Consider the following 14,108-nt stretch of genomic DNA (forward strand, 5'->3'; position numbering starts at 1 on the left):
ATTAGGTGCTTTATGTTAATTAATATAACATAGGAGGTGTTCGTTTTTTATTCGATAGTTATATCACACTAATAACGGGGGAATGTATATGAAGAAAAATAATATTTTAAAATTATTTATTGCCTTAGCATTAATGCTATCACTTGTTGGCTTTTCTGCACCGAGCTTTTCTTTGGCTAATACATCAAACAAAGAATTACCGAACATTAAAATTTTAGCGACAGGTGGTACAATTGCATCCAGAGCTGAATCTGAAACGGATACATCAAATTATTCAGTAGCAGATGGTATTCAAAGTTTAATTGATGCGGTCCCGGCAATAAAAGACATTGCAAATGTTAGTGGCGAACAACTATTTAATATTGTTAGTTCGGGTATTACAGATGAACACCGTTTAATATTGGCTAAACGTATTAATACATTATTGGCTCAAGACGATGTAGATGGCATTGTTGTTACACATGGTACAGATACACTTGAGCAAACGGCTTACTTTTTAAACCTAGTTGTAAAAAGTAATAAGCCTGTAGTAGTCGTCGGCGCAATGCGTCCCGCATCAGCAATTAGTGCAGATGGTCCACTTAATTTATATAATGCAGTTAAAGTTGCCGGTGACAAAAAGTCGGTTGGCAAAGGGGCATTAATCGTTATGAATGATCGTATTGGTGCTGCTCGTTTCATTAACAAAAACAACTACTGGGCAGTCGATACATTTAAAGCTACAGAACAAGGGTTCATTGGTGATATTGTAGCTGGAAAAGTAAGATACTACCAAGAATCTTTATTAAAACATACGTATAAATCAGAGTTTGATATTATGAATTTAGATGAGCTGCCTAAAGTAGATATAATCTATGGATCTTATGGACAAAGTGATGCATCCATGTTTAATGCAGCAGTAAGTTCAGGTACTAAAGGAATTGTACTGGCGGGGTCAGTTCTCGGTGATCTTAGCGATCGTTTAGCTTCGTATGCGAAGCTTGGTGCTGATAAATCAAATGGTGGAGTAGTTGTTAGTTCGTTTTACCAAGCGAATGGCCACTCTTTATATGAAAATGCGGATCAAGTAGAAAGTAATACATTAAATCCACATAAGTCTCGTATTTTACTTCAATTGGCTTTAACAAAAACAACGGATATGGAAGAAATCCAAAAATTCTTTGATGAATATTAAGAGGAAATGTGAGGTAAAAAGAAAATTTATAAAATATAAGTATCAGTGAAAATACGTTATTAACTCCCTATTTTTTAGACTAGCAATAAATCATCAGTCTATCAGATAGGGAGTTTTTACTATACTAAATGAATCGACGCTATCGGTTCATATTTCGGTGTATTTTCTACGTTTGATTTATAAAGGACGATTTCATTTACTTCAAAAGATAAAACCTTTTCTTTAAAAGGGTTTTGCCTGACTAAGTTTTCCGCTTTGAAATCTTCATTAGCTCCCCATTTTCTTGCCAATGTAATATGCGGATGATAAGGACGCGTTTCTAACTTAAACCCTTCAGCAAGACAAGTTTGATGAACAATTTCCTGAATTTCATTTAATGCATCTGTTTCACTTACTGCACCCCAAAATATACGAGGTGATTTTTGAGCTCCGAACACACCCAGTCCTTCAATGTCCAGCATACAAGCTTTTTGATTTTTTATGGCCTCTCCAACCGCTTCGATAACGGATGAAAGTTGCTTCGGATTGACCGCCCCCAGGAATGCAAGCGTTATATGATAATCATTTAAATCCACCCAACGCTTAAACTGGAATATTGGTTTAATTCGTGTCAGTTCCTCGTAAATGGTTTGTTTTACTCCATCCGGAATCCGAACCGCCCAAAAATAGTGCGCCACTCTTTCCATATTCTTCACCTCTTCTATAACAGAATTGACATTATTAAATAAACTAATACAAATACAAATACAATGATGATATGTAATTATATCTCCAAAGGACATCTAAGCCAAAAATAACTTTTTATCATTTTTAAAAAAGACGCGTTCCTTTTATTGAACTGCGCCTGTTGATTATTAAATACAAATTACCACTTTCAATTACTGAAGCCTCTGTCTTGAGGATGGTATTCTGCTAACCTTTACAGCAATGTACAAAATCAAGCCAAATGCAATCCCACCCAGTAGAATTAAACCAAACTCAGCAAGCGCCATCACCAATATAGCCGTAATGATTATTCCTAATATAATAAATAAAAATATTTGCATTATGTTTTCCCCTTTCAAAATCACCTGTGTCTTAGTTTAAGAATGGTTAGGTGCAATTAGCACATATTATGTTGGGTATATGACAGATTCATTAAATCCGTTTCGAATAATAAATCATCGTTAGAGGAATGGAAGTAACCATAATACAAAATAAAACCGTTAAAACTTCTGATCCACTTAAAGTATCAGCTACTGTAATAAATAGCAGTGTAATTGTTGCAAACAGCGTAAAATAGTTTGCTGTCATACTTTTTCCTATAATTTCTTTTGTACGCTCATCTTTCGGAAATAAATGTGGTGATAAATAAGCCATCATTAATGCACCTGTTCCTAAGAAAAATGTCATTACACCTACTGGAAATTCACCTCTTGCAATATAAGGGTAATTAATATAAATACCTAATGGAACCATGATAATTCCTAAAAATAAGTATGATAGTTGATTCTTTCGAGCTTCTTTCATTCAGTTTCCCCCTCATAAATAAATATATCTTCAATCTTACAATTAAAAATTTCTGCCAATTTAAATGCTAAAATAATCGAAGGATTATATTTTTCCTTTTCCAGTGAAATAATAGTTTGTCTAGAGACAGAAAGCTTTTCTGCCAACTGGTCTTGTGTCATACTGCGTTGAGCCCGTAAAACCTTAATATTATTTTTAATAATAAATCCCCCTCACATGTAAAGTAAGTTTTACTTAAAGTAAAGTTTACTTTACATATTTCTGAATTGCAAGTCATCAAAAAATATCTACTTTCATCTCAACAACTAAATAAAAACAAGCGCTGATTCTTATAACAGAATCGCGCTTACTTAACACCCTATTGACCTTCTCCATTTTTTATTCATCGTTTTATTTTATGAAACTGACGATGGAGTTGTCGAACTTCCTCCGCTAGTTCAGGAACAGGACCATCTACAATTGCATCATTAATAACTTCTTGAATAGACAAATTGCGTACTCGTGAAGGGGCTTGGCCCAATTCTGCCAGCCATTTTGCCAATTGTTTAGATGAACTTGCATAAACAATCCTTCCTAAACCAACCCAACCGTGGGCTGCGGCGCACATCGGACAATGTTCCCCGGAAGTATATACGGTCGCCTTACTTCTTTCTTCAGGTTCCATATTATTTGCTGCCCATCGCGCTATTGCAAACTCGGGATGCTGTGTATGGTCACCGCCTGCCACATGATTATGATCTTCAAAAAGCACTTCTCCCTCTGCGGAAACAAGTACTGATCCAAATGGCTCGTCACCTTTCTCAAGCGCAATTTTTGCTAATTCTACACAACGTTGTAAGTGCTTTAAATCGATATTATTTATCATATTAGTATCCTCCTCAACCTGTAAGCAGAAGCCTTTGCAACCATTATTATAACAGAATTATCAGACTGTTTTATGTCCTTAATTTCAGCTACTCCACTACTGACCTTAAAGATTTATATGAAATTGACTATTTTAATATGGTCAATTTTCATTATACTAAGAGTCATTACAGGAATGGAGGTTATTTACATGGTACAAGTTGGAACTGATCGAGTAAAACGTGGAATGGCAGAAATGCAAAAAGGTGGCGTTATTATGGATGTCATTAATGCTGAACAGGCAAAAATCGCGGAAGCGGCAGGTGCAGTAGCAGTGATGGCACTGGAACGTGTGCCTTCTGATATTCGGAAAGCTGGCGGTGTTGCCCGTATGGCAGATCCGCGGATTGTGGAGGAAGTGATGAATGCCGTCACGATCCCTGTTATGGCAAAAGCACGAATCGGTCATATTGTCGAAGCACGTGTATTGGAGTCAATGGGTGTGGACTATATCGATGAAAGTGAAGTTTTAACACCGGCCGATGAAGAATTCCATTTACTTAAGAGTGATTATACAGTGCCATTTGTTTGTGGTTGCCGTGACTTAGGAGAAGCAGCTCGACGTATTGGTGAAGGGGCTTCTATGCTCCGTACGAAAGGTGAACCAGGTACAGGCAATATCGTTGAAGCAGTTCGTCACCTTCGAAAAGTTAACGCACAAGTTCGCCGCGTTGTTGGAATGAATGTGGATGAATTAATGACTGAGGCCAAAATTTTAGGTGCCCCATTTGAATTACTATTGGAAATTAAGCGTTTAGGCCGATTACCTGTTGTGAATTTTGCTGCGGGTGGCGTGGCAACACCTGCAGATGCCGCGTTAATGATGGAACTTGGTGCAGATGGTGTGTTTGTAGGCTCCGGAATATTCAAATCAGAGAATCCTGAAAAATTTGCGCGTGCCATTGTGGAAGCAACAACACATTATACAGACTACCAACTGATTGCTGAAATATCGAAGGAACTCGGAACTCCGATGAAAGGAATTGAAATAGCTACACTGAATGTTAATGAACGCATGCAGGAGCGTGGCTGGTAGTATGGCAAAAATAGGAGTGCTTGCATTACAAGGTGCGGTAAAAGAGCATATTCAGCAAATTGAACTTCTTGGTCATGATGCTGTTGCAGTAAAAACATACGATGAATTACTGGGTGTTGATGGCCTAATTTTACCTGGTGGAGAAAGTACGACAATCGGGAAAATGTTAGAACGAAATGATTTGTTAGAACCTATAAAGGCAATGGCACAGCAAGGTCTCCCAATGTTCGGGACATGTGCCGGCCTTATACTATTGGCCAAAAAGATCAAGGATTTCAATACCCCTCACCTCGGTTTAATGGATGTGGAAGTAGAAAGAAATTCTTTCGGTCGACAAGTAGATAGCTTTGAAGCACCGCTATCAATTCCATCAATCGGTGATGAAATAACAGCAGTTTTTATTCGTGCACCGCATATTGTCTCAGTCGGTGAACATGTTGAAATACTCGCTACATATGAAGAACGAATCGTACTAGCCAGAGATGATCAATTTTTAGGCTGCTCTTTTCATCCCGAACTCACTGATGATGTTCGAATCCTCGAATATTTTATCGGTATGGCAACAGAATTTAAAAAGGTTCCTAAATAGATAAAAAAGAAGCACAATTGTGTGCTTCTTTTGTTTGCCCTATTATTTATTCAAACCCTTTTCATGTATCCGATAAATCATAGCTGCCATATGTGCTCTTGTTGTCGGATTGTTTGGACCAAATCGGCTAGCCGTATAGCCCGCCATAATACCTTCTTGTTTCATCGTTTCTATCGCAAGAGATGCCCAAAAATTTTGGTGCACATCTATAAATGAATTTACACCCTTGTTCGCAGACTGGCTATAAAGTCCGGCATTATAGAAAATTTGAGCCGCTTGTGCCCTTGTTAAAAAAGTATTCGGTGAAAAATAGCCATCTTCAATACCATTAATTATGCTATGTTGGGCAACTAGACGAATTGATTCCGATGCCCAAAAGCTATTTTCCACATCTTTAAATGAAATATCTTTATTTGTTGTAGTCAGCGCTAAAAAATTACTGATAATAGCAGCTGCCTGAGCTCTTGTGATCGAATGATTCGGTTTATATGTACCATCAGGATAGCCGGAAAGCCAGCCTTTTTCAGTTAAGAATACAATTTGTTCTGCAGCCCAATGTCCATCTATATCTAATTTTCTATCATCATATTGATATAAATCACGTTCGTCCATGATGGAGCCTACTTTATTTCGATAGTATTCCCCGCCCAAGTGGATATAGCCGGCGTTGGCAACATCGTATAAATATTCTTTGGAAGCCCGCTCATAACTCCATCCTTTTTTTATTCTCTCGTCATAATTCTTTTTAGCGAATCGATATCGATCATTTAACAATAAGTTCCCTGCCAAATAATCGACCGCTTCTTTATAGGAACTAAAAGCCCGGTACCAGTTATCCCTTCTTTTGCTTTCATCGTATATTTTGCGGTCATTCCCGTAATCCTTCAGGACAGGTACCGGTTCATAATCTTCATCAGGTTGTCCCTTCAACTGCCAGGCGTTCTTCGGATTATGTCCCCAAACCTTTATTCCGAAAAGATTATTCGCATTCATTGCTATTCTTGTTGTTCCATAGCCGCTTTCAAGAATGGCCATTCCCATAATGGCACTAGCAGGGATTCCCCACTTTTCATTTGCTTTCATTGCATATGTAGAAATTTCATCAATAAAGTCTTCCTTCATTTTATTTGAAGGATATTCGTATGTAGATAAGTAGGCATTACTGTTTCTTCCGGACTTTACATCTTCAAATGGTAGAAGATTAACGCCTTTTGCACTCGTGGTCAACGAGCTGCCATTTAAGACTAGTAAAAAAAATAATAGTGATAGTAATGGTCTAATTGTTTTCGCCAAATTCACAACTCCTTAAATATTCAAATAATAGTCTCAGACTCTTCCATCATAGCAGTTATTTATTAGAGTTACTGTATAAATTATCATTTTATTAATACTAATTAATGGTCATATTACCTGACTTTACCTATATTGAATTTTCTTTTCAAACAAAAAACCACCATTCATCCTAATGGACAAATGATGATTAGATGGAATCAATATATTAACAGCAATGGATTTCCCCCTCTTTTCATACCATTTACTCAAATAATTAATAAGAATATATATTTCATATTAGGGTAGAAGTAGAAAAGTAAAGTAAATTTTTAAATGAAAGAGGGGATTTTATGCAGGAAATAATCCTAATTCTGGTCATACAGCTCGTTTACGTGCCGTTAATGACATTGAGAACAATTTTTTTAGTTAAAGATATGAGGCTTCTTGCTTCTATTTTCGGTTTTTTAGAAATTCTTATTAATGTATTTGCACTTTCAATTATTTTTAATGGGGAACAGAACATCATACCGATGCTTGTATATGCACTTGGATTCAGTTTAGGGATACCTATCGGAACAATGATCGAAAACAAGTTGGCTATTGGTTTTGTCTCTGTTACAATCAATACGCAGCAAAAAAATCAGGAATTGATCGACACATTAAGAAACAGCGGCTTTGCCATTACGACATCTGTCAGTGAAGGACGTGACAGTGAACGTTATAAATATGAAATTCTCGCTAAACGAAACCGGGAAAAAGAATTATTCGCCCTTGTGGAATCGATTGAACCAAAGGCATTTATCATTTCCTATGAGCCAAAATCATTCAAAGGCGGTTTCTTAGTCGATCGTATGCGTAAATTTAAACTTCGACGATAAAATAAAAATGAGCTGGATTCAATGATTCTAGCTCATTTTTTATGTTTTTGTAGTTTTAGTCCTTCTTTTACTGCCCATTTTTGATGAGCATGCACTAAGAGTTCCCGGGCTTTATCTGCCTCAATCCATTGTATAAAATGGTCGTCATCAATGGGCTCTTGAATTTTATTGAATAATTGTGCGAAGTAGAAATAGCCATCATTTAGAATGGGCTCTTTTTTAGTTGAAAGAAAATAGCCCTTTGCATTTCCTATAAAAGGACCGACCAAAACGTTATATCCGGTTTCTTCAAGTATTTCTCTTTCCAAGCATTGCGAGTGGTTTTCATGACCTTCTATCCCGCCACCCGGCAAAAAGTAATCGCCTCTTGAAGTTTGGACTGTTAAGACATACTTCATTGTTGAATCAAAAATAACGGCATAAACCGCATTTCTTATTTCATAATTAAGGCCATCTAGTTTTTCTCCAAATACTTTCACTTTTTTCACCTGCCACGAAAAAGAATTATTAACTTTATTCAGGTTATACCGCGATATATGTATTGCTGTAGGGAAGCGTATGAATTCTCTTTACATCCCAAAGTTTTTTAAACTCTTCAACCGGAACCTTTCGATTATGAGTCTTCTGTTCTCCTGCATCATTTACTAAGTGGCTGAGTGACTCTGAAAGATAAATGTACTCTTTGTCATACCCGACTACCGGGACAAAATGCAGATTTTTGAGATCCCTCTTCACTTTAATGAAAACAATGACCGGCGTTCCTTTACTGACTTCGGACTTTAATGTATTTATATTGCCTTTATAATAATTCGTCTTAAATCCATAATTTCTTAACACCGTACGTATCCCTTTTGGATAGACATTGCCTGCTCTTGTTTTGTTAGGAAAATGCTGATATAACGTTTCCCCTTCAGCATCCCTGCCAAAGTGACGCAGCAAGTACGCTGTAGAAAATGCCGCGCATTCCGTACCTTTTTGGAAGTCAATTCGATTCTCCTGCTGAATCATGTAAGTAGCCGGAAAATCCTTTTTTCGTATAACCGGTATAGGCAAAGTCATTAAATACGTATTAATGGACATTGAAATAATCACCCAGAAAACAACTGAATTTATTATTATCATGTTACTCCCCCAATATATGAATTCAATATGTAAATACTTTTCTTAAATCGTACGTAATAACAATTTCATTCTCTCTTCAAAATCCGGATGTCTCCAATAAAGCATTGCATTTTCTATACCTTCTTCATCTACCAAATGCTTCACTAATAGATAAGCGATATAATAAGCAATCCGACTATAGCCAAAAGTTTGACCACCGTTAATCGAGAACCATTCTTTAAATAGTTCTGCTGGTGTACTTTGAGCTAAATCTTGCTGAAAAGCATTAAGTATGGTTTTAGTATTTTCTTCGCAAAATGAAAGCCACTCTGGGTCGGGTTGATAAGCAAAATAAATATCTTGGTCTGCATTTACTACTAAAGTGGATAAATAAGTCGCTACCCCCTCCTGCAACAGCCAGGTATACGGGTTAGACCATTGTATATCTTTTGCATCTATCCCATTATGCGTAGTGAAAAGATGATGGGCTGCATGGCCGAATTCATGTGCAATGATTACATTTAGGCCCTCTTCAAAAGGCTCGAACTTTTCTACACAAAACGCAATATGAGGATCCATGGAACGGTATGTATACGCATTCGAACCACCTAGACCGACAAAAATATAAACATCTTTTGAAAACAGTATCGGAAACCGCTTTTCGTATTCCTTTGTAATTTGAGGTGTCAGCGATTTCAATTTGTCCGCTATCCATTTCATTTGCTCAGTTTTGTGTGGATGTGCCTTTAATGCATTTTCAAGTTTCAGTTCTTTATTGTGGCAATGATGTTCAAAGTAATAACTATAGATTTCAGGATGTTTATTAAAATAATTTTCGTAGTACTCTTTTGATGGTTCATACGGATTCAGAAATGGACTTGCCAGATCGTATATTTTCATGAAGATTTCTCCAATCATTTAATTATTCATTTCCAGCCATCACTTAATTAAATTTAACAGAAATTTTTTCATACTTATCCTTCCTTATAACTCTCCTTATATTGTAAATTTTACCATAATAGGAGCGTCCAATTTTTAAAAAAAAAAAACCAGATGGCTCAGTTCCATCTGGTTCATCGTAATGGTCGCTATTTATTTTTTATTTTCTTACAGCTGGCGGTCCAAATTACCCTAGCTGCAGATCACGGAATGCTTCTCTGATTTCTTCTCTCGTATTCATCACGAACGGTCCGCCTAGAGCGATATCTTCTCTAATGGGAACACCTGAATAAATTAGAACTTTAGAACGTGTTGCTGCTTTCATCTTTAATTCGCTTGCATTGTCTTTGGAACCAGCTTCGTTAAATGAGATCGTAGCCGCTCCTGTTTTGGAGATTTTGGTCCTGCTTTCCCCAAATTCCATTTCTCCTGCCAGCATAAAGAGAAATGAATTATGATTTTCAGGTAAAACATGTGTGTATTCTGCACCTTCACGGAGCGTAATTTCGGTCATCGTAATCGGAACTAAACTTTGCATTGGTCCTGTTACACCTGCAATATCTCCTGAATAAACGCGGACAAACCCGCCACCGATATTGACTACCGGTGCATCTTCCACATAAATATTTTGATAAGACGTTTCTGTATGTTTTAAACTTTTCGGCAAGTTCAACCATAGCTGTAATGTATGAATCAAGTCTTCCTCGAACGCTTCTTCCGCATGGCGAGCTGCCCAGCCGGCATTCATATATTGAACATCCCCTGCATTTAAAATGCTGTAACCGCCAGCATTATCAATATGTTCAAGTCTACCATCCACAACATAGGTTACCGTTTGAAATCCGCGGTGCGGGTGATCAGAGAAAACACCGCGCTTATACCAATCCTCTGCCATTAAAATAAATGGATCGAATTCAGCGTTCCGATCAGGGTGAAGAATGAATCCTTGCTGGACATGAGGATACCCATTATTGTTGTACTCCGGATACCAAAAACTTTTAATCTCTCTTTGAAATGCTGCATTCGTTGCCAATTCTATTCCTCCCGCCAAGGTTACTGTAAATTGAAATCTTCCATTTAAAGTTTATCGCACTTTCTCAGCTAACTCTAAAATTATGCCTTCTGATCCGTGCATAGAAATCTACTACGGTGCCTATCCATTAACTCATATTCTCCTGCAGTTTGATCATGTTATACCAGCTGACGCCGCCATGCTGTGATTCAGAAATGCCGTGATTTAGAAAACCGAGCTTTTCATAAAAAGGAACCAATTCCTGTTTGCATGTTAACGTAATTCCTTGTCGGTCATTTTCTTTAACGAGCTGCTCCATTTTATTGATTAAGATCCGAGCGATTCCTTGATTTCTCGCCTTTTTAGAAACTGCTACGCCTAATATACTCTGGTAGCCGCCTTTTTTGGGATTTCCAGTAATTTCTTCAAAAAGGTCATCCGTTATGTAGAGTTGAGGAATGACCGGGCCGTTAATATAACCTACCATCTCTCCATCTTTTTCAGCGACAATAAACGTATCCGCAATCAGCTGAATTCTTTCCACAAAGGCTTCCCTTGTGGCCGCTTCTTCTTTTGTAAAGCCTTCATTTTCAATGACGATCAGCTCTTCTAAATCTGTCTTTTGCACTTTTCTTAATGTAATCATGTTGTTCCTAACCCCTTTATAAAGCCATATACTTATTCAAATTCGATTCATTCAGACCAATCTCCAAACGGAATAACTTTAATTGCTTCGTCCTCTTCCAGCAGTTGTTTAAATAGATAATTATGTGCGCTTCCATATAAAATAACAGCCCGTTTTGTTTCAGGAAGAATGGATTTTTTAATATTACGGACGATTTTTAAATTCCGGTAATACCAGTATTTCGTCACCCACTCAAATGCAATTTTATCGTCGAGCTGCATTAAATCCACATAGACTTGATGATCATTTACATTGTATTGTTGTGTATTAATATATTTGTACAGTTCGATGATATCCCCTTGCTGAATGATAGTAGAGAGCTTTTCGAGCACAAATTGTACACGGTTCATTATTTCCTCGAACTCTGTTTTCGATTGCCCTTCTGCAAGGAGACCCAGATCGATCGATTCTTCCGGCTGCTCGTTCCAATCCACAGCATAAATGGCATCATGTCCAAGCATTTCAGCTAACCGGAATCCAATTTGATAAATCTCATTTTCTTTGAAATCATCATTTACCTTTTCCACTTCTGCCGAGCGATAAATGGAAGTCAGATGTTCTTGTAAATGAAATGGATATTCGACAAACACTTGATCCGCTTGGAACCTCGCAAGATCAATGGCCAACTTTTCGAAATCGCCATCGCTATATTTCCTTTTATCCTTTTCCGATAAAGTGTTCAAGTCTGAAGTATCGCTAAGGTGACATGTTCCGACTAATAGAATTTCCATATAAATGCTCCCTCTATTCACCTGTTTTTAATAAGTTTTCATTCCTAAATCTAACTAAATTTTAGCATAAATTTCCCAGGTGATATTACATTCATAATAAAATCAGCTTGAATAGTCCAAGCTGATTGTCTCCATTAATTCCCCATTTGTTTTTCATTCACGTAATCCAATACGGCACGAGCCTTTAAAAATTCTTCTTGTGCATCTGCAGGAACCATCTCTACTTTTGGTGGTGAAGAAACACCTAATTGTGCCATAACTGTTTCAAAGGTTAATAACGCCTGAATATATTGCTCATATTCTTCAGCTGTTAAAATTTCTTTACTCGATGGCTGATTATTTAACTTATCAAAGTACGGTTGGATTTCATAAATGGCCGCTTTAACTTCCGCCCGTTTTTCTTCAGACACCTTAGAATAATCGATATTTCCGTTTTTATCGCCAAATTCAAGTTTTGCATCTGTAATGACATGGAGTATTTCTTTAAACTGTTCGAATTGTTCTTTTCCGAGGTCACCTTTTGCCTGGGACAATTTTGCATCAAATAGTAAATAACTTTTCATTGTAATATTTGCTATATGTTTTTTCACATTATCAAACGATCCATATAAATCATCTGCAAGTAACGACTGATACGCAAATGCTCCAGTTGGAACCATTAAGCAGGCAGCCATGATCGTAATTGCGATTCGTTTTTTCACAAAACGTTTCACCGTTCCGTCCATTTCCGATTTGGCTTCCTTTATGCCTTTTTTGCTTCTTTCATGAAGCTGGAACGGGATTTCAATTTTATCCATATCCTCTTTAAAATGATTCTCCATAGTTCTCTACCTCCTTTAAATTTTGGCGAAGCTTATTCAGAGCACGGTACAAAATCGATTTGGCTGTTCCTAGCGGGATGTCCAGAATATCCGAAATTTCCTTTAACGTACGGTCATTATAGTACTTCAGTAAAATCACACTTTTCTCGTCTTCCTGCAAAATATCCATTAGTTCCCGTAACGATAAAGACATGGCAATATCTTCAACTCCTTCTTCCGTATGTACTTCAAACTGAGGTATGAGTGGCACTACTTTTTTATTTTTATTAATTACGTTCAAGGCACAATTGATTGTAATTTTCATAAGCCAAGTTTTGAAATATTCCGGTTTATTTAAAGTGCGAATATTTTTGAATGACTGATACGCTACTTCTTGAACAACATCTAAAGCATCATTTTTATTTTTTACATAGACATAGGCCATTCGATAAATATCTGCTTCATATTGTTGGAAAAGCTCTAAGTATGCTTTGTCATTTCCTTTTTGAGCTTTCTTTACTAAGCGCTTCATATTCATCGCAATTCCTCCCTTCATTTTCGTTTTACATTTATTAGACATCCGAGAAGAACATTTGGCTTTAAAATTTTAAAATTATTTTTCTCATCATTGGCATTCTTCATAAAAAAACGCTTCCCTTATTACGGAAAGCGCCTTAAATATTATAAGCTATTAACTTTTTCGTTTCTTTAAAAAAAATAAAAATATAAGTTGGACGATGGTAATGAAAATAAACACTACACCTAACAATGCCAAGGAAAGCCATCTAAGCTCAGATGTTTGGACTACACCTGCAGCATCTACTTCTCTAAAATAAATAAATATAGCTAAGCCACTAAACAAGACAAGCCAAACCCCATTAATAATTATCCACCATATTTTCTTCATTCATTTCCCTCCATAAATATACCTACGAAGGGAAACCAAATAAGTTTCATATACTATACAGAAAATTTCCATTTAAGCTTTATTAAACAAATAAATCCCGGCAAACATTAACGCAAGAGCAATGAGCTTCGTCATATTCATCGGATAGGCAACCCCTCCGAAAAGTCCGAAATGATCAATAATCGCGCCGACAAAAATCTGACCAATGATAACCGCCATAAACGTTGCAGCTACTCCGATTAAATTAACAGAATAGATATTGATGACAATAAAGAATGCGCCTAATAACCCTCCGATTAATTGCCATTTTGGAACGGTAAATACATTTAAAAAATTCCCTTTTCCGAAAAAGAAAGCTAAAAAGAATAAGGCAAGTGCGCCTACCATGAAAGAGACGGTGGCACTTTCCAATACGCCTACTTTTTTACTGAATAAGGCATTGATTTGACTTTGTATCGCAACGGCCGAACCGCCGATCAATGCTAATAAAGCAATTATCAATTTCAACATCAACAGTTCCTCCAATGTGAATACCACGAAATAACGTAATATGAATGAATTTATTTAACTAG

At 36.8% G+C, this 14,108-nt stretch carries 20 protein-coding genes; 4 read left to right on the top strand and 16 right to left on the bottom strand.

Translation table 11 applies throughout. The features are described from left to right. Positions 1-88 precede the first annotated feature (88 nt). On the top strand, positions 89-1,174 hold the full coding sequence (locus tag MKZ25_RS10790) for a type II asparaginase (RefSeq protein ID WP_340801500.1): 1,086 nt from the start codon (positions 89-91) through the stop codon (positions 1,172-1,174). A 119-nt stretch (positions 1,175-1,293) separates the two neighbouring features. Here the strand turns inward: MKZ25_RS10790 and thpR are convergent, their stop codons facing one another. From thpR to MKZ25_RS10815, 5 genes are all read right to left on the bottom strand, one after another. Next, entirely contained in the window at positions 1,294-1,860 is a 567-nt protein-coding gene (gene thpR, locus MKZ25_RS10795) for an RNA 2',3'-cyclic phosphodiesterase (protein ID WP_340801501.1), read from the bottom strand. A 192-nt stretch (positions 1,861-2,052) separates the two neighbouring features. Beyond that, positions 2,053-2,220: a hypothetical protein gene (locus tag MKZ25_RS10800; protein ID WP_340801502.1), complete on the bottom strand. Its 168-nt coding sequence runs from the start codon at positions 2,218-2,220 to the stop codon at positions 2,053-2,055. Between the two features lie 91 nt (positions 2,221-2,311). Continuing rightward, positions 2,312-2,683 (bottom strand): hypothetical protein, encoded by a 372-nt coding sequence (locus MKZ25_RS10805; protein WP_340801503.1) that lies wholly within the window; start codon positions 2,681-2,683, stop codon positions 2,312-2,314. Then, the gene (locus MKZ25_RS10810) at positions 2,680-2,883 is read right to left on the bottom strand and encodes a helix-turn-helix transcriptional regulator (RefSeq protein ID WP_340803005.1); all 204 of its coding nucleotides are present in this window, start codon (positions 2,881-2,883) and stop codon (positions 2,680-2,682) included. The genes MKZ25_RS10805 and MKZ25_RS10810 overlap by 4 nt, the downstream gene beginning before the upstream one ends. Positions 2,884-3,065: 182 nt before the next feature. Continuing rightward, the gene (locus MKZ25_RS10815) at positions 3,066-3,548 is read right to left on the bottom strand and encodes a nucleoside deaminase (RefSeq protein ID WP_340801504.1); all 483 of its coding nucleotides are present in this window, start codon (positions 3,546-3,548) and stop codon (positions 3,066-3,068) included. A gap of 189 nt (positions 3,549-3,737) precedes the next feature. Here MKZ25_RS10815 and pdxS point away from each other — a divergent pair, with 189 nt between their 5' ends. After that, on the top strand, positions 3,738-4,622 hold the full coding sequence (gene pdxS / locus MKZ25_RS10820; RefSeq protein ID WP_340801505.1) for a pyridoxal 5'-phosphate synthase lyase subunit PdxS: 885 nt from the start codon (positions 3,738-3,740) through the stop codon (positions 4,620-4,622). Position 4,623: 1 nt separating this feature from the next. Beyond that, positions 4,624-5,211, top strand: coding sequence for a pyridoxal 5'-phosphate synthase glutaminase subunit PdxT (gene pdxT / locus MKZ25_RS10825; RefSeq protein ID WP_340801506.1), 588 nt, complete (start codon positions 4,624-4,626; stop codon positions 5,209-5,211). A gap of 42 nt (positions 5,212-5,253) precedes the next feature. Here the strand turns inward: pdxT and MKZ25_RS10830 are convergent, their stop codons facing one another. Then, positions 5,254-6,504: an S-layer homology domain-containing protein gene (locus MKZ25_RS10830; RefSeq protein WP_340801507.1), complete on the bottom strand. Its 1,251-nt coding sequence runs from the start codon at positions 6,502-6,504 to the stop codon at positions 5,254-5,256. Between the two features lie 329 nt (positions 6,505-6,833). Here MKZ25_RS10830 and MKZ25_RS10835 point away from each other — a divergent pair, with 329 nt between their 5' ends. Then, positions 6,834-7,361 (top strand): DUF2179 domain-containing protein, encoded by a 528-nt coding sequence (locus MKZ25_RS10835; RefSeq protein WP_340801508.1) that lies wholly within the window; start codon positions 6,834-6,836, stop codon positions 7,359-7,361. A 32-nt stretch (positions 7,362-7,393) separates the two neighbouring features. On the opposite strand, the gene MKZ25_RS10840 is transcribed toward MKZ25_RS10835, so the two are convergent. From MKZ25_RS10840 to MKZ25_RS10885, 10 genes are all read right to left on the bottom strand, one after another. Further along, the gene (locus MKZ25_RS10840; RefSeq protein ID WP_340801509.1) at positions 7,394-7,840 is read right to left on the bottom strand and encodes an NUDIX hydrolase; all 447 of its coding nucleotides are present in this window, start codon (positions 7,838-7,840) and stop codon (positions 7,394-7,396) included. A 43-nt stretch (positions 7,841-7,883) separates the two neighbouring features. Then, the gene (locus tag MKZ25_RS10845; RefSeq protein ID WP_340801510.1) at positions 7,884-8,483 is read right to left on the bottom strand and encodes a cysteine peptidase family C39 domain-containing protein; all 600 of its coding nucleotides are present in this window, start codon (positions 8,481-8,483) and stop codon (positions 7,884-7,886) included. Between the two features lie 42 nt (positions 8,484-8,525). Continuing rightward, positions 8,526-9,362, bottom strand: coding sequence for a hypothetical protein (locus MKZ25_RS10850; protein ID WP_340801511.1), 837 nt, complete (start codon positions 9,360-9,362; stop codon positions 8,526-8,528). Positions 9,363-9,588: 226 nt separating this feature from the next. Beyond that, on the bottom strand, positions 9,589-10,434 hold the full coding sequence (locus MKZ25_RS10855; protein WP_340801512.1) for a pirin family protein: 846 nt from the start codon (positions 10,432-10,434) through the stop codon (positions 9,589-9,591). 127 nt (positions 10,435-10,561) lie between these two features. Then, complete coding sequence (locus MKZ25_RS10860; RefSeq protein ID WP_340801513.1) at positions 10,562-11,059, bottom strand: GNAT family N-acetyltransferase; 498 nt, start codon at positions 11,057-11,059, stop codon at positions 10,562-10,564. 47 nt (positions 11,060-11,106) lie between these two features. Beyond that, positions 11,107-11,829 carry a DUF5694 domain-containing protein gene (locus MKZ25_RS10865; RefSeq protein ID WP_340801514.1) on the bottom strand — a complete coding sequence of 241 codons (723 nt, stop codon included), beginning with the start codon at positions 11,827-11,829 and terminating at the stop codon, positions 11,107-11,109. A 134-nt stretch (positions 11,830-11,963) separates the two neighbouring features. Continuing rightward, positions 11,964-12,650, bottom strand: a complete 687-nt coding sequence (locus MKZ25_RS10870) for a DUF3600 domain-containing protein (protein WP_340801515.1) — start codon at positions 12,648-12,650, stop codon at positions 11,964-11,966. Beyond that, entirely contained in the window at positions 12,634-13,167 is a 534-nt protein-coding gene (locus MKZ25_RS10875) for a sigma-70 family RNA polymerase sigma factor (RefSeq protein ID WP_339194673.1), read from the bottom strand. The genes MKZ25_RS10870 and MKZ25_RS10875 overlap by 17 nt, the downstream gene beginning before the upstream one ends. Positions 13,168-13,320: 153 nt before the next feature. After that, positions 13,321-13,536 carry a DUF3923 family protein gene (locus MKZ25_RS10880; RefSeq protein ID WP_339171452.1) on the bottom strand — a complete coding sequence of 72 codons (216 nt, stop codon included), beginning with the start codon at positions 13,534-13,536 and terminating at the stop codon, positions 13,321-13,323. 72 nt (positions 13,537-13,608) lie between these two features. Beyond that, positions 13,609-14,046 (bottom strand): DMT family transporter, encoded by a 438-nt coding sequence (locus MKZ25_RS10885; RefSeq protein WP_340801516.1) that lies wholly within the window; start codon positions 14,044-14,046, stop codon positions 13,609-13,611. Positions 14,047-14,108 lie beyond the last annotated feature (62 nt).

The sequence above is a fragment of the Solibacillus sp. FSL W7-1464 genome (genome assembly GCF_038004425.1).
In the GTDB taxonomy this organism is placed as follows: Bacteria; Bacillota; Bacilli; order Bacillales_A; family Planococcaceae; genus Solibacillus.